Origin of the sequence: Streptomyces sp. NPDC046860 (assembly GCF_040645115.1) — a bacterium.
Lineage (GTDB): Bacteria > Actinomycetota > Actinomycetes > Streptomycetales > Streptomycetaceae > Streptomyces.
The window spans coordinates 35,690-51,168 of sequence record NZ_JBEYXQ010000017.1 but is presented as its reverse complement, the minus strand read 5'-3'; the positions used below and the strand labels follow the sequence as shown (position 1 = coordinate 51,168).

18 protein-coding genes are annotated in these 15,479 nt (G+C 74.0%); 10 read left to right on the top strand and 8 right to left on the bottom strand.

All coding sequences use genetic code 11. The features are described 5' to 3' along the window. Nucleotides 1-41 precede the first annotated feature (41 nt). Nucleotides 42-1,163: an alpha/beta fold hydrolase gene (locus tag ABZ898_RS22795; protein ID WP_361661802.1), complete on the top strand. Its 1,122-nt coding sequence runs from the start codon at nt 42-44 to the stop codon at nt 1,161-1,163. Nucleotides 1,164-1,284: 121 nt separating this feature from the next. Beyond that, a complete protein-coding gene (locus ABZ898_RS22790; protein ID WP_361661799.1) occupies nt 1,285-2,691 on the top strand; it encodes a hypothetical protein in 1,407 nt (468 codons plus the stop codon). 28 nt (nt 2,692-2,719) lie between these two features. Here the strand turns inward: ABZ898_RS22790 and ABZ898_RS22785 are convergent, their stop codons facing one another. Next, a complete protein-coding gene (locus ABZ898_RS22785; protein ID WP_361661796.1) occupies nt 2,720-3,130 on the bottom strand; it encodes a VOC family protein in 411 nt (136 codons plus the stop codon). Between the two features lie 59 nt (nt 3,131-3,189). Further along, entirely contained in the window at nt 3,190-4,077 is an 888-nt protein-coding gene (locus tag ABZ898_RS22780) for a neutral zinc metallopeptidase (RefSeq protein ID WP_361661793.1), read from the bottom strand. 210 nt (nt 4,078-4,287) lie between these two features. Between ABZ898_RS22780 and abc-f the strand changes: the two genes are divergently transcribed. The 3 genes from abc-f to ABZ898_RS22765 all read left to right on the top strand — a co-directional run bounded on the left by abc-f (nt 4,288) and on the right by ABZ898_RS22765 (nt 7,413). Continuing rightward, nucleotides 4,288-5,886, top strand: a complete 1,599-nt coding sequence (abc-f, locus tag ABZ898_RS22775) for a ribosomal protection-like ABC-F family protein (RefSeq protein ID WP_361662008.1) — start codon at nt 4,288-4,290, stop codon at nt 5,884-5,886. A gap of 372 nt (nt 5,887-6,258) precedes the next feature. Beyond that, a complete protein-coding gene (locus tag ABZ898_RS22770) occupies nt 6,259-6,480 on the top strand; it encodes a helix-turn-helix domain-containing protein (protein WP_004002281.1) in 222 nt (73 codons plus the stop codon). Between the two features lie 129 nt (nt 6,481-6,609). After that, nucleotides 6,610-7,413, top strand: coding sequence for an enoyl-CoA hydratase/isomerase family protein (locus ABZ898_RS22765; RefSeq protein WP_361661790.1), 804 nt, complete (start codon nt 6,610-6,612; stop codon nt 7,411-7,413). A 14-nt stretch (nt 7,414-7,427) separates the two neighbouring features. On the opposite strand, the gene ABZ898_RS22760 is transcribed toward ABZ898_RS22765, so the two are convergent. Continuing rightward, nucleotides 7,428-8,147 (bottom strand): nucleopolyhedrovirus P10 family protein, encoded by a 720-nt coding sequence (locus ABZ898_RS22760; RefSeq protein ID WP_361661787.1) that lies wholly within the window; start codon nt 8,145-8,147, stop codon nt 7,428-7,430. Nucleotides 8,148-8,236: 89 nt separating this feature from the next. Between ABZ898_RS22760 and ABZ898_RS22755 the strand changes: the two genes are divergently transcribed. The 5 genes from ABZ898_RS22755 to amaP all read left to right on the top strand — a co-directional run bounded on the left by ABZ898_RS22755 (nt 8,237) and on the right by amaP (nt 10,666). After that, a complete protein-coding gene (locus ABZ898_RS22755) occupies nt 8,237-8,707 on the top strand; it encodes an Asp23/Gls24 family envelope stress response protein (RefSeq protein ID WP_361661784.1) in 471 nt (156 codons plus the stop codon). Between the two features lie 84 nt (nt 8,708-8,791). Next, a complete protein-coding gene (locus ABZ898_RS22750; RefSeq protein ID WP_355199366.1) occupies nt 8,792-9,022 on the top strand; it encodes a hypothetical protein in 231 nt (76 codons plus the stop codon). Nucleotides 9,023-9,027: 5 nt separating this feature from the next. Beyond that, nucleotides 9,028-9,435 (top strand): hypothetical protein, encoded by a 408-nt coding sequence (locus ABZ898_RS22745; RefSeq protein WP_361661781.1) that lies wholly within the window; start codon nt 9,028-9,030, stop codon nt 9,433-9,435. Next, nucleotides 9,432-10,079 (top strand): DUF6286 domain-containing protein, encoded by a 648-nt coding sequence (locus tag ABZ898_RS22740; RefSeq protein WP_361661778.1) that lies wholly within the window; start codon nt 9,432-9,434, stop codon nt 10,077-10,079. Before ABZ898_RS22745 ends, ABZ898_RS22740 begins: the two co-directional genes overlap by 4 nt. A 5-nt stretch (nt 10,080-10,084) precedes the next feature. After that, nucleotides 10,085-10,666 carry an alkaline shock response membrane anchor protein AmaP gene (gene amaP / locus ABZ898_RS22735; RefSeq protein WP_361661776.1) on the top strand — a complete coding sequence of 194 codons (582 nt, stop codon included), beginning with the start codon at nt 10,085-10,087 and terminating at the stop codon, nt 10,664-10,666. Between the two features lie 23 nt (nt 10,667-10,689). Here the strand turns inward: amaP and ABZ898_RS22730 are convergent, their stop codons facing one another. From ABZ898_RS22730 to ABZ898_RS22710, 5 genes are all read right to left on the bottom strand, one after another. Next, nucleotides 10,690-11,445, bottom strand: coding sequence for an SDR family oxidoreductase (locus ABZ898_RS22730; RefSeq protein WP_361661773.1), 756 nt, complete (start codon nt 11,443-11,445; stop codon nt 10,690-10,692). A 4-nt stretch (nt 11,446-11,449) separates the two neighbouring features. Beyond that, nucleotides 11,450-13,243, bottom strand: coding sequence for a glycoside hydrolase family 15 protein (locus tag ABZ898_RS22725; protein ID WP_361661770.1), 1,794 nt, complete (start codon nt 13,241-13,243; stop codon nt 11,450-11,452). Nucleotides 13,244-13,309: 66 nt separating this feature from the next. Beyond that, nucleotides 13,310-14,140, bottom strand: coding sequence for an SURF1 family protein (locus tag ABZ898_RS22720; protein ID WP_361661768.1), 831 nt, complete (start codon nt 14,138-14,140; stop codon nt 13,310-13,312). A gap of 16 nt (nt 14,141-14,156) precedes the next feature. Continuing rightward, nucleotides 14,157-14,390 (bottom strand): hypothetical protein, encoded by a 234-nt coding sequence (locus ABZ898_RS22715; protein ID WP_020939201.1) that lies wholly within the window; start codon nt 14,388-14,390, stop codon nt 14,157-14,159. 80 nt (nt 14,391-14,470) lie between these two features. After that, entirely contained in the window at nt 14,471-15,457 is a 987-nt protein-coding gene (locus tag ABZ898_RS22710) for a DEDDh family exonuclease (RefSeq protein WP_361661765.1), read from the bottom strand. Nucleotides 15,458-15,479 lie beyond the last annotated feature (22 nt).

Below are 15,479 nucleotides of genomic sequence, written 5' to 3'. Positions count from 1 at the left end.
CTCCGCTGGCCGGTACCGCCCGGCCCCCCGACACTGGAGCCGTGCGCAAAGTCCACGTAGCCGCCGCCGCGATCGGCGCCGTGCTGGCCGCCGGTGCCGTGTCCGTGGCCGTCGGCAGACTGGCCAGCGGGGCCGCGCTGAAGCTGCCCCCCGGCCGTCCGCTGCCCACCGAACCCCGGCTCACCGTGCACGGCGTCGAGGGCGGCCGGATCGCCCTCACCCGCGACCTCGCCTCCCGCCGCCCCGGCGTCTACGGCCTCGCGGGCGACGGCTCCCACGCCGTCCTCGGACCGGTCCTGGAGGGCGCCGAGCAGAGCCCCGACACCGTCGTGCGCGAACTCCAGCGCGTCACCCACGGGACCTTCGCCCCCGGAGACTCCGCCTGGCTCACCCCCAACGTGTACGTGGGGGACCCCGCCTCCGCGCTCGGGCTGGACCACGCCGACATCGACATACCCGGCGAACTCGGCGCACTGCCCGCGTGGTTCGTGCCCGGACAGCGGGACACCTGGGTCATCGCGGTGCACGGCCTGGGCGCCACCCGCGAACAGACCCTCAACGTCATGGGCATCCTGCACGCCCTCGGGCTCCCGGTGCTCGCCCTCGCCCACCGCGGCGACCTCGGCGCCCCGCGCCCCCCGGACGGCCTCAGCCACCTCGGCGAGACCGAGTGGCGGGACGTGGACGCGGCGATCCGCTACGCCGTCCGCTACGGCGCCCGCCGGGTCGTCCTCCTCGGCTGGTCCACCGGCGCCACGATGGCCCTGCGCGCCGCCGAACGCTCCTCCGTGCGCGACCGCGTCGCCGGGCTGATCCTCGACTCGCCCGTCCTCGGCTGGGAGACCACCCTGCGCGCCCTGGCCCGCGCCCGCCACGTCCCCGGTCCGCTGCTGCCCCTCGCGGTACGCGCCGCCCAGGGCCGCGCCGGCATGCGCACCGCCCGCCAGGCCGTCGGCGTGGAACCCCTGACGGTGCCCACCCTGATCATCCACGGCCCCGACGACGAGGTCGCCCCCTGGGCGGACTCCCGCCGCCTCGCCGCCCGCCAGCCCGGACTCGTCTCCCTCCACCCCGTCCCCCGGGCCCCCCACGCGGCCATGTGGAACACCGACCCCACGGCCTACGAGGACCTCCTCCGCCGCTTCCTGACCCCCCTGCTGTAGGCCGCGGGCGGCCCCGCCGCGCTCCCTCGACCGCCCCTCGGGGCCCGTCCCTTGGCCCTCTGTGTCGCCCGCTGTGACATCCCGTTTGGGTTTTCGGACCGTCAACCGGAAGACTGCACCCGTGACGTCCCGTATCCCGCGCGACTCCAGGCTTCGACTCGTCCGACCGCGACCCCTGGCCGCCGCCCCCAGAGCTGTGAACCAGCGGCGCACGCGCCGCGCCGCGCCCCGGCCGCCCGAGGGGACGCCGGCCCCCGCCGAACTGGCCCGACTGGCCCGCACCGTCCTCGCCGGGGCGGTCCGCGTGGCCCGGTGGGCCGACCACGCCCTCGGCCCCGGCGGCGACGGCGCCACCGCGGACGGCAAGGCCACCCTCTCCGACGCGACCGCCGAGCGCGCCGCGGCCGACCTCGGCCTCACCGCCGAGCAGATCCGCGCCGACTGGGACACCGCCCGGCTCTCCGGACTCGTCGAGGTGCACGGCGACAGCGCACGCCCCGGCTGGCGCCTGCGCGCCTGGGACCGGGACGACAGCGCCGTGCTGCGCGGCTGGGTCGCCCTCTTCGACGCCTGGTCGCTGGCCTGCCCGGAACCCCGGGACCAGGAACCGGCCACCGTCGCCGAGGTCGTCTCGGCGATGCCCCAGGTCCTCTCCTTCCTCCAGCTCTCCGCCGGGCCCGTCCCCGCCGAGCAGCTGCTCGACCTGCTCCAGCAGCGGGTCACCGAACTGCGCACCGAGCGCTGCGAGATCACCTACGCGCCCGGCGTCGTGGAGGCACCCGTCCTCGCCGCGCCCGCCCCGGACGACGTCCCCCTCGCCCCGCTCCTGGACTGGGCCGTCGAAGCGCTCGCGGGCGTCGGCGCCCTCACCCACGGCGACGGCCACGCCACGCTCACCCCGCTCGGCAACTGGGCGGTCTGGGTCAAGCTGGAGCAGATCTGCGTGGCCGCGCAGAGCCCCGCGGGCAACATCGAGCAGTCCGCCGAGGACATGCTCCGTGGCTGCGCCCAGCTCCGCCCCAACGCCGCCCGCGCCGAGTACCGCGCCTGGCTCGCCGCCCGCACGGTCGGCGGCGCCGTCGGCCAGCTCCTGGCCGCCGCCCGGGGCGAGGACGCCCTGCTGCGCGGCCTCGCCTTCGAGGCGCTGCGCGTGGTCGGCGCCCCGGCCGAGCACGACGTCCGCGCCGTGGTCGCGGAGCCCGCCCTGCGGCCCTACGCCCTGCTCTGGCTCGCCGAGTACGACGGCGTCGACCCGGAGGACGCCCACGAGGTCCTCACCCGGGAGGAAGCCACCTGGCTGTGGGTCGACACCGCCGCCGCCGTCGCCGACCACGGCGAGACCGACATGCTGGTGCGCCACCTGGAGGCGGCGCTGCAGCCCACCGTCCCCGCCCTGCTGGAGGAGGTCCGGGCCGTCGGTCACCCCCGCACGGTGCAGGTCCTGGTGGCGCTCGCCGCCGCCCACCCCGACCCCGCCCTCGCCAAGGCCGTGCGCCGCGCCGCCTTCCAGGTGCACACCGGGGGCTGAGCCGGGCCCGCACCGGCGCCCCCGCCGCTCAGGAGGTCAGCGCGGGGGCGTACGTACCGAAGCTGAAGATGTTGCCCTCGGCGTCGCGCGCCATGTAGTCCCGCGAGCCGTAGTCCTGGTCGGTCGGGGGCATCAGGATCTCCACGCCGTGCTCCACCGCCCGGCGGTGGTGGGCGTCCACGTCCGCCACGACCACGTACACCCCCGTCGGACCGGCGCCCGCCATGGCGCCGTCGAAGGCACCGCCGCGCCCCTTGGACCCCAGCATCACCGCGCCGTTGCCCTGGGCCAGCTCCGCGTGCAGGACGGTGCCGTCCTCCGACTCGTACACCGCCAGCTCGGTGAAGCCCAGCGCCTGTGTGAGCTGGGCGATCGCCGCCCGCGCGTCCGCGTACAGCAGCGTCGGGTACACGCTCGGGCGCCCACCGGTGTCCGTCATGCCGATCACTCCCTCGTGAACGATTCCGTCCCGTCACGTCCCGTTCCGCCCCCGGCGCCTCAGCCGAAGGTGTCGCACCGCTCCGGATCGCCCGTCCGGTACCCCTGGTCGAACCACTGCTGGCGCTGGAGCGAGGAGCCGTGCGTCCAGGTCTCCGGCGTGATGCGCCCCTGGAACTGCTCCTGGATGCGGTCGTCGCCCACGGCCGCCGCCGCGCTCAGCCCGTCCTTGATGTCCTGCGGGGTCAGGCTGGTGATCAGCGGCCGCCCCGTCGACTCGTCCGGCGTCGTCGTCGCGTGGTGCGCCCACACCCCGGCGTAGCAGTCCGCCTGCAGTTCGACACGCACCGAGTTGCTGTCGGCGCCGGTCAGCCCGTCCTGGCTGCGGCCCAGCGTGCCCTTCAGGTCCTGCACGTGGTGGCCGTACTCGTGCGCGATCACGTACGCCTGCGCGAACGGGCCACCGCTCGCGCCGAACTTCGTGCGCAGCTCGTCGAAGAAGCCCAGGTCCAGATAGACCTTCTGGTCACCGGGGCAGTAGAACGGCCCCACGGCCGCCGTCGCCGCCCCGCAGGCCGTGCGGATCTGCCCGCTGAAGAAGACCGTCTGCGCCGGGGTGTACCGCTCCCCGCGCCCGGCGAACTCCTGCGACCAGTAGTCCTGCACGCTGTTGACCACCGCGACCGCCCGGCAGTCGTCCCTGCTGTTGGCGTCCCGGCCGGTCCGGCAGTCCCGCTGGACCTCGCCCAGCGAGGACGGCTCGGCCGCCGTGCCCTCCCCGCCCCCGGAGAGCCCCAGCTGGTCCGGACCCACGCCCAGGAACAGCGCCAGCAGCACCGCGACCAGCCCGACGACACCGCCGCCGACCGCGCGGCCGCCCGGCATCCGGCTCCCGCGCACGTCCCGCACCTCGGAGGTGTCCAGATCCGCGTCGTCGTCGAACTGCATACGCCCACCACCCTCCGTCGGTGCCGCCACGTGCCGCAGCCCTCGCGCCATCCTTACCCCGCGACGCCCGCACCCCGCCACCCGACGCAGGAAAAGGGCTTGCCCGCCCCCGTTAGAATGGCTCCATGGCCATTCTCCTCGCGCATTAGACGGCGGGAACGCCCTCGACAGCCGCCCATCCGTCAACCACGTACGCCCAGGAGTATGTCCGTGATCTCCGCCTCCGGTATCGAGCTGCGCGCCGGTGCGCGCGTCCTCATCGAGAACGCCACCTTCCGTGTCGCCAAGGGTGACCGCATCGGCCTCGTCGGCCGCAACGGCGCAGGCAAGACCACCCTCACCAAGTGCCTCGCCGGTGACGGCATCCCGGCCGCCGGCACCATCACCCGCTCCGGCGAGGTCGGCTACCTCCCGCAGGACCCCCGCACCGGAGACCTCGACGTCCTCGGCCGCGACCGCATCCTCTCCGCCCGCGGCCTGGACGTGCTGATCCGCAAGATGCGCGAGAACGAGCAGCGCATCGCCAACGGTTCCGGCGCCACCCGCGACAAGGCCATGCGGCAGTACGAGCGCCAGGAGACGGAGTTCCTCACCAAGGGCGGCTACTCCGCCGAGGCCGAGGCCGCGACCATCGCCGCCGCGCTCAACCTGCCCGACCGCGCGCTCGGCCAGCCGCTGCACACCCTCTCCGGTGGTCAGCGCCGCCGTATCGAGCTGGCCCGCATCCTGTTCTCGGACGCCGACACCCTGCTGCTCGACGAGCCGACCAACCACCTCGACGCCGACTCGATCGTCTGGCTGCGGGACTACCTCAAGACCTACCGCGGCGGCTTCATCGTGATCTCCCACGACGTCGAGCTGGTCGAGACGGTGGTCAACAAGGTGTTCTACCTGGACGCCAACCGCTCCCAGATCGACGTCTACAACATGGGCTGGAAGCTCTACCAGCAGCAGCGCGAGGCCGACGAGAAGCGCCGCAAGCGCGAGCGGCAGAACGCCGAGAAGAAGGCCGCCGCCCTGCACTCGCAGGCCGACAAGATGCGCGCCAAGGCCACCAAGACGGTCGCCGCGCAGAACATGGCCAAGCGCGCCGACAAGCTGCTCTCCGGCCTGGAGGCGGTCCGCCAGTCCGACAAGGTCGCCAAGCTCCGCTTCCCCGAGCCCGCCCCCTGCGGCAAGACCCCGCTGATGGCGGAGGGCCTGTCGAAGTCGTACGGCTCGCTGGAGATCTTCACCGACGTCGACCTGGCCATCGACAAGGGCTCCCGGGTCGTCATCCTCGGCCTCAACGGCGCCGGCAAGACGACGCTGCTGCGCCTGCTCGGCGGCGCGGAGCAGCCCGACACCGGCGAGGTCGTCCCCGGCCACGGCCTCAAGCTCGGCTACTACGCCCAGGAGCACGAGACCCTGGACCCCGAGCGCTCGGTGCTGGAGAACATGCGCTCGGCCGCCCCGGACCTGGACCTGGTCGAGGTCCGCAAGGTGCTCGGCTCGTTCCTGTTCTCCGGCGACGACGTCGACAAGCCCGCCGGGGTCCTCTCCGGCGGCGAGAAGACCCGCCTGGCGCTCGCCACCCTGGTCGTCTCCTCGGCCAACGTGCTGCTGCTGGACGAGCCCACCAACAACCTCGACCCCGCCAGCCGCGAGGAGATCCTCGGCGCCCTGCGCACCTACAAGGGCGCGGTCGTCCTGGTCACCCACGACGAGGGCGCCGTCGAGGCGCTCCAGCCGGAGCGGATCATCCTGCTCCCGGACGGCGTGGAGGACCTGTGGGGCTCCGGTTACGCCGATCTGGTGGCCCTCGCCTGACCTCCGCCCGCCCTCCCGCGCCCGCGGGAGGCCCGGTGATCCGCCCCGACCGGATCATTCGGCCCAGCGGTGATCCACCATCTGAGTGAGATCTCCTCATCCCGAGGTGTGTCCTACACGGATTTCGCGGCCGGTCCCCCCGTACCCCAGCGGTACCGGGGGACCGGCCGTCGCGCGTCTCTGACCTGGGACTTCCTGATTCCACCCGTTCGGCGGTACGCGCGCCCGGCTTCGGAATCCCTGATTCCGTATGTGGGGACGCGCTCCTGTCGTCACAACCTCGTCTCACGGACCTTGCCGAATGGGTGGCCAACCCGACGCGTAGGGGTGATCATGAGAAGACCAGAGCGCACTTCCCATGAGGAGGCACGGGTGGCCGAGACTCTGAAGAAGGGCAGCCGGGTTACCGGCGCCGCGCGCGACAAGCTCGCGGCAGACCTGAAGAAGAAGTACGACTCCGGTGCGAGCATCCGAGCGCTGGCCGAGGAGACCGGTCGCTCATATGGATTCGTGCACCGGATGCTCAGCGAGTCGGGCGTCACGCTCCGTGGGCGTGGCGGAGCGACGCGGGGCAAGAAAGCCGCGTCGTCCTGACTCCGGGCGGACCATCGGCGTCGATGGTGGCCACCCGGTCGGTCCCGTGATCGTCCGGGTGGTTACTGTGCAGTCACTTCGCGGTGCCGTACGGCATCGCGCGATGACCGCACCCACCGGAGGCGCCCCATGGCTTCGCCCGACCAGGACCTCGCTCCTGTACTCGACAAGGACGGCGTACGGCTCACCGTGGACGGCGCGCTCGCCACGGTGACCCTGGCCAACCCGGCCAAGCGCAACGCGCAGAGCCCCGCTCTGTGGCGGGCGCTCGCCGAGGCGGGCCAGGCGCTGCCGGGCTCCGTCCGGGTCGTCGTGCTGCGCGGCGAGGGCAAGTCCTTCTCCGCCGGGCTGGACCGCCAGATGTTCACCCCGGAGGGGATCGAGGGCGAGCCGACCTTCATCGATCTCGCGCGCCGTGACGACGCCGGGATCGACGCGACCATCTCCGCGTACCAGGAGGCGTTCACCTGGTGGCGGCGCAACGACATCGTGTCCATCGCCGCCGTGCAGGGACACGCCATCGGCGCCGGTTTCCAGCTGGCGCTCGCCTGTGACCTGCGCGTCGTCGCCGACGACGTGCAGTTCGCCATGCGCGAGACCAGCCTCGGCCTGGTGCCCGACCTCACCGGGACCCACCCGCTGGTCGGCCTGGTCGGCTACGCCCGCGCGCTGGAGATCTGCGTGACCGGCCGCTTCGTGCACGCCGAGGAGGCGGTCGTCTCCGGCCTCGCCAGCGTCGCCGTGCCCGCCGCCGAACTCGACGGCGCCGCCGCCGACCTGGCCTCCGCCGTGCTGGCCGCGCCGCGGGACGCCGTCGTGGAGACCAAGGCGCTGCTGCGCGGTGCCGTCGGCCGCTCCTTCGACGAGCAGGTCGTCGCCGAGCGCGCCGCCCAGGCCCGCAGGCTCCGCGACCTGGCGGGCATCGGCGACTGAGCACGCCCCGGCACTCACTCCACGCCGGTCACCAGGACCGCCACCGTCGGGCGGTCCTCCAGCGTCTCCCGTACCGCCGCGCGCACCCGCTGGGCCACCTCGACGGCCCGGTGCGCGGAGTCCGTGGCCAGCTCCACGAACACATGCCGGTGCGGGAGCGCCGCGCCCGACTCGCGCCGCTCGACCCGGACGGCGTGACCCCGGTCGCCGAAGGCGGCCGTCAGCCGGGTCACCCCGGCCACCGTGAGCACCGCCGCGGCCACCGACGCCTCGTCCGGGTCGGTGGTCCGCTCGGCGTCCGGCGGCCGCTGCGCGCGGGCCGCCGGAGCCGGTTCGGCGGCGGGCTCCAGCAGGTCCGTCACCCGCAGGTCCACCTCGCTCACCTCCAGCCCCAGCCGCTCGGCCGCCGCGGTCAGAACCTCCCGCAGCCGCTCCGCCGTCACCGGCAGCGGCCGGTCGCCGGACGCCGCGAAGTCCGCCGTCACCCGCAGCGGACCCGGCCACAGCGCGCTCGGCGGCGCCGGCACGACCGGCTCCCGCGTCCGGCCCGGGCCGGACGCCGCGATCCGCAGCGTGCCCAGCCGCGCCCCCGGAACCCCGGCCGCCGCCGCCTCGCCCAGCACCGTCCGGGCGGCCTGCTCCGTCATCCACGCGCCGTCCCGGCTGCCGCCGAGCGGCAGCAGCCTGCCGGGCGCCAGTCTCTGCCGTACCGCCTGTGTCCAGTCCGCCGTCATTCCTCCACCCTGCCCTCTCCACGGCGCGCGACGGCGCAGGCGTGCTTACGGTGGTCGGAGAACGACGACCGAAAAGGGGAGCAGTGGCGATGAGCGAGATGGCAACCCATGGCGGCGAGGGCGAACAGCAGACCTCGGCCCGCAAGTCCCGGTCCGGCGGCGGCGACCCGGCGACCCGAGGCCGCACCACGATCGCGGACGGAGTCGTCGAGAAGATCGCCGGGATGGCCGCCCGCGACGTCGTGGGCGTGCACGCCATGGGCAGCGGGATCTCCCGCACGCTCGGCGCGGTGCGCGACCGGGTCCCCGGCGGTGGCAAGGCGGTGACCCGAGGCGTGAAGGCGGAGGTCGGCGAGGTGCAGACCGCGCTCGACCTGGAGATCGTCGTCGACTACGGCTTCCCGATCAGCGATGTCTCCCGCGCGGTCCGGGAGAACGTGATCGCCGCCGTGGAGCGCATGACCGGCCTGGAGGTCGTCGAGGTCAACATCGCGGTCAGCGACGTCCACCTTCCCGACGACGAGGAGGACGAGGAGCCGGAGCAGCCACGTATCCAGTGAGTCACGGGGTATTCGGAGTATGAGGCCGGACCGGCTGGGTCAGCCGGCCGGGCGGGCTGACTCAGCTGAAGGAGCGCTGCAGAGATGAGCATGGCAGCAGTCGGCATGATCGCCGGAATGGCGCTGGGCTTCGCCGGGTTCTACGGCGGCTTCGGAGCCTTCGTGCTGGTGGCGGCCCTGGGGGCCGTCGGATTCTTCGCCGGCCGCTTCGTGGACGGTGAGCTGGAACTCGGTGACTTCTTCCGCCGCCGCGACGACCGCACCCGTGACGACCGGTTCCGCACCGGCGGCGACCGGCGCGACTGGCGCCGGTGACCGCGATGAGCACGGACGCCGGCGCGTCGGCGCCGGCCGTCTTGGAACGCACCCCGCCGGGCGAGCGCGGGTTCACCCGGGTCGCGGACCGGGTCGTCGCCAAGATCGCGGCCCGCGCCGCGCGCGAGGCGATCGCCCCGCTGCCCCGGAACCTCACCGCCCCCCACGCCACGGTCGACGTCCGCCCCCGGGCGCGCGGCACCGGTCCGGCGGAGGACAGCCCCTTCGGCACGGCCCGGGTACGGGTCGCCCTGGAGCTGGAGTATCCCGGTGACATCGGCGCCCGCTGCGCCGCCGTACGCCGCCGGGTCACCGAACGGGTCGGCACGCTGGCCAACATGGAGGTGCCGGAGGTGGTCGTCCAGGTCGAGCGGCTGCGGCTGCCCGGGGAGCGGCAGGGGAGGACGGTATGACCGAGCATCCGCCGGACACCACCCGCCCGATGCCCGTCGTCGGCACGGACGACCACCTCCCGCGGCCTGACGGGCCCGCAGTACCGCCCCCGTCGGCCGGGAGCAGCGGCCGGTTCTGGTCGCCCCGCCGCGTCCCCTCGGCGATCACCGCCCTGCTCCTGATCGGCGGCGCCGGACTGCTGCTGTACGACGTCGTCGCCGTGCGGACCGGGCACCCCGCGATGTACTGGCGCCGCGAACTCGCCCGCCAGCTGGCCGAACAGCCCCTGGACTATCTCTGGGTGCTCGCGGGCGCCGCCTTCGTCACCGCGGTCGGCCTGTGGCTGATCCTGCTCGCCCTCACCCCCGGTCTGCGCCGCCTGCTGCCCATGCTGCGCCCGCGCCCGGACGTGCGCGCCGCGCTCACCCGCGAGGCCGCCGCCCAGGTGCTGCGCGACCGGGCCGTGGGGGTGTCCGGGGTGCGGGAGGCGAAGGTGCGGATGCGCCGCCGCAGGGCCGAGGTCCGGGTTATCTCGCACTTCCGCGACCCGTCGGAGGTACGCGCCGACCTGGACGCGGCCCTGTCCGACGCGGTGACCGACCTCGGCACGGCCCGGCGGCCCAAGCTGTCGGTACGGCTCCGGGGACCCGGACGGAAGGGATGAGGGGCATGCGTTCAGGCGTCGTCAACCGGGTCCTGCTGGCCCTCGCCGGGCTGGTGCTGTTCGTGATCGGCGGTTCCGTGCTGGCCGTCGGCCTGGGCGCCCCGCCGCCTGCCTGGTGGCCGCACTCCGGCCCACACGACGTGCTGCTCAGCCGGGCCGAGCGCACCGCCTGGCGGGACCAGGACTGGTGGTGGCCCGCGCTGATCGCGCTGCTCGCCGTCCTGCTGCTGGCCGGGCTGTGGTGGCTGATGTCGGTGCTGCGCAGGCACCGGCTGCACGAGATCCTCGTCGACACCGGCGACGGCACCGGCGCGCTGGTGCGTGGCGGTGCGCTGGAGTCCGCGCTCGCGGACGACGCGGCCCGCCGGCCGGGCGTGACCCGCGCCGACGCCCGCCTGGCCGGCCGCCGCAGCGCACCCACGCTGCGCGCCGGGCTCCGCCTGGAACCCGACGCGTCCCCCGCCGCCGCCCTGGCGGACTTCACCGCCCACCCGCTCGCCGCCGCCCGCGACTCGGCGGGCCTGGAGGCGCTGCCCGCCGAGGTGCGGCTGCGCGCGGTCCGGCACAAGGCGGACCGGGTCAGCTGATGGGCGGATGCGGCGGGCCGGGCTCAGAAACCGTGCCGCATGCCGCCGTCGACCGGCAGCATGACGCCCGTCAGATAGGACGCGGCCGGGGACAGCAGGAACGCGGCCACCCTGCCGAACTCCTCCGGCGTGCCGTAACGGCGCAAGGGGATGCGGGACTCGTTGGCCGCCCTGGTCGCCGCCGGGTCGGCGGACATGCTGTCCAGCTCGCGCACCCGGTCGGTGTCGATACGGGCCGGGAGCAGGCCGACGACCCGGATGCCGCGCGGACCCAGCTCGTCCGAGAGGGACTTGGCGAACCCGGCCAGGCCCGGCCGCAGCCCGTTGGAGACGGTCAGCCCCGCGATCGGCTCGTGCACCGAACCCGACAGCACGAAGCCGATGACCCCGCCCGGCTCCAGCTCGGCCGCCGCCGCGCGGGCGAGGCGCACCGCGCCGAGGAACACCGACTCGAACGCGTCCCGCCACTGCTCGTCGCTGTTGTCGGCGACGAAGCCGGGCGGCGGGCCGCCGACGCTGACGAGGATGCCGTCGAAACGCCCGAAGCGTTCACGGGCCAGCGCGATCAGCCGCTCCGGGGCGTCCGCCTCGGCGTTGCCGAGGGCCACGCCCACCGCGTCGGGGCCCAGTTCGGCGGCGGCGTCCGCCACCCGCTGCTCGTCGCGGCCGGTGACGACCACCTTCGCCCCGTCCGCGACCAACTGCCGCGCGGCGGCGTTGCCCAGGCCCCGCGAGGCGCCGGTGACGATGTACACCCGGTCCTTCAGTCCAAGATCCATGCCCCTATCCTGCCTCCTCGGCGCCGGACAGTGTGAGGGCGGTGTTCACCAGCGCGATGTGGCTGAACGCCTGCGGGAAGTTGCCGAGCTGGCAGCCGGCGACGGGGTCGTACTCCTCGGCCAGCAGGCCCACGTCGTTGACCAGCGCCGCCAGCCGTTCGAAGAGCGCGCGTGCCTCGTCGGTGCGGCCGGTCAGGTGCAGGGCGTCGGCCAGCCAGAAGGAGCAGGCGAGGAAGGAGCCCTCGCCCTCGGGCAGCCCGTCCACCACCGGCCCCTCGGGGTCCTCGGTGTCGTAGCGGCGGACGAAGGTCCCGTCGCTCAGGCCGGCGCGGATCGCGTCGACCGTGCCGGTCACCCGGGGGTCGTCCGGGGGCAGGAAGCCCACGCGCGGGATGAGCAGCAGCGCCGCGTCCAGCTCGCGCGAACCGTAGTACTGGGTGAAGGTGTTGCGCTCCGGGTCGTAGCCCTCGGCGCAGACCTCGGCGTGGATCTCCTCGCGCAGCGCGCGCCAGCCGGGCAGGTCGCCCGCCAGCTCCGGGTGCTCCTCCAGCGTGCGCACCGCGCGGTCCACCGCGACCCACACCATCACCTTGGAGTGGGTGAACGGCCTGCGTCCGCCGCGTACCTCCCACAGCCCCTCGTCGGGCTGCCGCCACTGCTCCTGGAGGAAGGCGATCAGCGCGCACTGCAGGGCCCACATGTGCGGCCGGGGCGACAGCCCCGACCGGTGGGCCAGCCACAGGGAGTCCATCACCTCGCCGTACACGTCCAGCTGGAGCTGGGCCACCGCGCTGTTGCCGACGCGGACCGGCGCCGAGCCGGCGAACCCGGCGAGCCACGGCAGCTCGGTCTCCGGCAGCCTGCGCTCGCCCGCGACCCCGTACATGATCTGGAGGTCCTCCGGGCTGCCGGCCACCGCCCGCAGCAGCCAGTCGCGCCACGCCTCGGCCTCCTGGTGGTACCCGGCGGCGAGCAGCACGTTCAGGGTCAGGGTGGAGTCGCGCAGCCAGCAGTAGCGGTAGTCCCAGTTGCGCACCCCGCCCATCTTCTCCGGCAGCGAGGTGGTGGCCGCCGCCACGATCCCGCCGGTGGGCGCGTAGGTGAGGGCCTTGAGGGTGATCAGGGAGCGGACCACGGCGTCCCGGTACGGACCGTCGTAGCGACAGCGCGCGGTCCAGCGCCGCCAGTCCCGGACGCTGGAGCTGAGCACCTGGTACGGATCGATGAGCCGGGGGCGCGCCTCGTGCGAGGGGTGCCAGGTGAGCACGAACGCGACCCGCTCGCCCTCGGCGAGGGTGAACTCCGAGTGGGTGCCGAGGTCCTCGCCCCAGGTGCGCACGTGCGGCTCGGAGCGCAGCCAGACGGAGTCCGGGCCGGCCACGGCGACCCGGTGCCCGCCGGAGCGGCGCATCCACGGCACGATGGACCCGTGGTCGAAGCGCAGCCGCAGGGTGGTGCGCACGGTGACGCGCCCGCTGACCCCCTCCACGATCCGTACGACCTCGGGGACCTTCTCCCGCTGCGGCATCAGGTCCGTGACGCGCAGCGTGCCCTCGGGGGTGTCCCACTCGGTGTCCAGGACGAGGGTGTCGGGCCGGTAGGCACGCCGGGTGCAGGCGCCCGCGCCCTTCGGCGCGATCCGCCAGTAGCCGTTGTCCTCGTCGCCCAGCAGCCGGGCGAAGCAGGCACCGGAGTCGAAGCGGGGCAGGCAGAGCCAGTCGATCGAGCCGTCCCGGCCGACCAGGGCGGCGGTCTGCTCGTCGCCGATGACGGCGTAGTCCTCGATGCGCGGGTTCACGCCATGGCGATTCCCCGGACGAGGTGACGGCCAATCAGGTGGTGCGCCGGGGGAGTGACGGCAGGGTCACACGGTGGCGGGTTCCGCCTCGGCCGGGCTCTCCTGTGCGGCGGCCGCCGTCCTCTCGCGCAGCTCGCGCCGGACCAGGAACCACCAGCCGACGGGCACCGCGGCGGCGAACAGCCACCACTGGATCATGTACGCGTAGTTCAGCGGGGCGTCCTCTTTGCCCGGGCTGGAGATCTGCTCCGGGGTGTCCCCCTTGGGCTCCGGCGCGGTCTGCTCCACATAGCCGCCGAGCACCTGGGCGGACAGGCGCTTCGCCTGGTCGGCGCTGTTGATCAGCATGACCTGGCGGTCCGGGAGACCCGCGATCCGCTTGATGCCGCTCGCCGCGGTGGTCTCGTCGGCCTTCAGCCGGCCGGTGACGGTGACCTCGCCGGACGGGGGCGCGGGGATCTTCGGGAACTCGGTCTGCGCCCCGTTCGCCGGGACCCAGCCCCGGTTGACCAGCAGCACCCGGCCGTCGGCCAGCCGCAGCGGGGTCAGGACGTGGAAGCCGACCTCGCCGTCCGCGTTGGTCCGGCGCCGGACGACCTCCTCGTGGGCGGTGTCGAAGGTGCCGGTCGCGGTGACGGTGCGGTACTTGTCGGCGTGGGTGACGGCGCGGCCGGGGGCGGCGAGCCGTTCCACGGGCACCGGGGCGGCGTCGAGCGCCCGCGCCACCAGGTCGTTGCGGGCGGTGCGTTCCTCGTACCGGTGGTGCTGCCAGAAACCGAGCCTGATCATCGTCGGGATCAGTGCGATCACGACGAGGCTGAGGATCACCCACTGGCGGGTGAGCAGGAAGCGGTAGCGGTGCACCCCACGACGGTACCTCCGGGCCGTGGGGCGCATTCGGGCGGGTACCGGGTCAGACCCGGTCCACCACCCCCGTCCGCCCCTCGGCGCGGGCGCAGTGTGCGCCGCAGTACCAGTGGCCCTCGACCTCGACGCCCTGCCCGATGATCTGCACCCGGCAGTGCTCGCAGATGGGTGCCATGCGGTGGATGGCACAGGAGAAGCAGTCGAAGACGTGCACCGCGCCCTGCGCGTGGACCTCGAAGGTCATTCCGTAGTCATTGCCGCAAACTTCGCATCTCGCCATGCGCCACAGCGTGGGCCGTCTCCGGTCGCCGGGCGAGCGGGCGCGGGCGCGAGTCGCGGGGAATCACCCGTCCGTACGGTTCACCCGTCGGCGTCCTCGACATCGCGGAGCAACTGCCCGAACGCCGCCTCGTCGACGACCGGAGTGCCGAACTGGCGGGCCTTGGCCGTCTTGGAGGTGCCCGAGTCGGGGTCGTTGGTCACCAGCAGACTGGTCAGCCGGGACAGGCTGGTGGCCACGTGCAGCCCGGCCTCGGTCGCCCGGTCCTCCAGCAGCTCGCGCTCGGTGGAGGTGTCGCCCGAGAAGGCCACCCGCATGCCCTGCTTGAGGCGTTTGCCCGCTTCGTACCGTCCGGGGTTGGGGTACGGGCAGGCGGGCCGCTTGCGGGCGGGACGCCAACCGCCGCCCGTCCGGCCGCCGTAGCCGCCGGTCGCCTGCGGGCCGATGCGCGGGGTGTCCGACCACTCGGTGAGCGGACGGCACTCCAGCAGCGGCAGCCGCACCTCGCTCGCGGCGGCGGCCCGCAGGCTCGGCCGGAACGCCTCCGCCAGCACCCGCGCGTCGTCCAGCGCGTGGTGCGCGCGCTGCTGCACGACCCCGAAGTGCGCGGCCAGCGACTCCAGCTTGAAGTTGGGCAGCGGCAGGCGCAGCTCCTTGGAGAGCGCGATGGTGCACAGCCGCTGACGCACCGGCGGCTCGCGCCGGGCACGCGCGTACTCCCGCGCGATCATCTGCCAGTCGAAGACCGCGTTGTGCGCGACCAGCACCCGGCCGTCCAGCCGGGCCGCGAACTCCTCGGCCACCTCCGCGAAGAGCGGGGCCCCTTCGAGGACCTCGCTCGTCAGCCCGTGTATCCACACCGGGCCCGGATCGCGCTCGGGGTTGACCAGGGTGTACCAGTGGTCCTCGACCTCGCCGCGCGCGTCCAGCCGGTAGACGGCCGCGGAGATGATCCGGTCGTCACGGGCCAGGCCGGTGGTCTCGACGTCGACGACCGCGTATCCCTTCGGATACACGGCCGGCCACCGGGTGGGCGAGGACACTGCGGTCGCGGGGTCTTCGAGCATGGTCAATGAGGATACGGGTCAC

Bases quoted from the DNA above. Each gene is read 5' to 3' on its own strand.
- ABZ898_RS22785 (WP_361661796.1), bottom strand. From the start codon at position 3,130: ATGACGGACACCGGTGGGCGCCCGAGCGTGTACCCGACGCTGCTGTAC.
- ABZ898_RS22780 (WP_361661793.1), bottom strand. From the start codon at position 4,077: ATGCAGTTCGACGACGACGCGGATCTGGACACCTCCGAGGTGCGGGAC.
- ABZ898_RS22765 (WP_361661790.1), top strand. From the start codon at position 6,610: ATGGCTTCGCCCGACCAGGACCTCGCTCCTGTACTCGACAAGGACGGC.
- ABZ898_RS22760 (WP_361661787.1), bottom strand. From the start codon at position 8,147: ATGACGGCGGACTGGACACAGGCGGTACGGCAGAGACTGGCGCCCGGC.
- ABZ898_RS22755 (WP_361661784.1), top strand. From the start codon at position 8,237: ATGAGCGAGATGGCAACCCATGGCGGCGAGGGCGAACAGCAGACCTCG.
- ABZ898_RS22750 (WP_355199366.1), top strand. From the start codon at position 8,792: ATGAGCATGGCAGCAGTCGGCATGATCGCCGGAATGGCGCTGGGCTTC.
- ABZ898_RS22745 (WP_361661781.1), top strand. From the start codon at position 9,028: ATGAGCACGGACGCCGGCGCGTCGGCGCCGGCCGTCTTGGAACGCACC.
- ABZ898_RS22740 (WP_361661778.1), top strand. From the start codon at position 9,432: ATGACCGAGCATCCGCCGGACACCACCCGCCCGATGCCCGTCGTCGGC.
- amaP (WP_361661776.1), top strand. From the start codon at position 10,085: ATGCGTTCAGGCGTCGTCAACCGGGTCCTGCTGGCCCTCGCCGGGCTG.
- ABZ898_RS22730 (WP_361661773.1), bottom strand. From the start codon at position 11,445: ATGGATCTTGGACTGAAGGACCGGGTGTACATCGTCACCGGCGCCTCG.
- ABZ898_RS22720 (WP_361661768.1), bottom strand. From the start codon at position 14,140: ATGCGCCCCACGGCCCGGAGGTACCGTCGTGGGGTGCACCGCTACCGC.
- ABZ898_RS22715 (WP_020939201.1), bottom strand. From the start codon at position 14,390: ATGGCGAGATGCGAAGTTTGCGGCAATGACTACGGAATGACCTTCGAG.
- ABZ898_RS22710 (WP_361661765.1), bottom strand. From the start codon at position 15,457: ATGCTCGAAGACCCCGCGACCGCAGTGTCCTCGCCCACCCGGTGGCCG.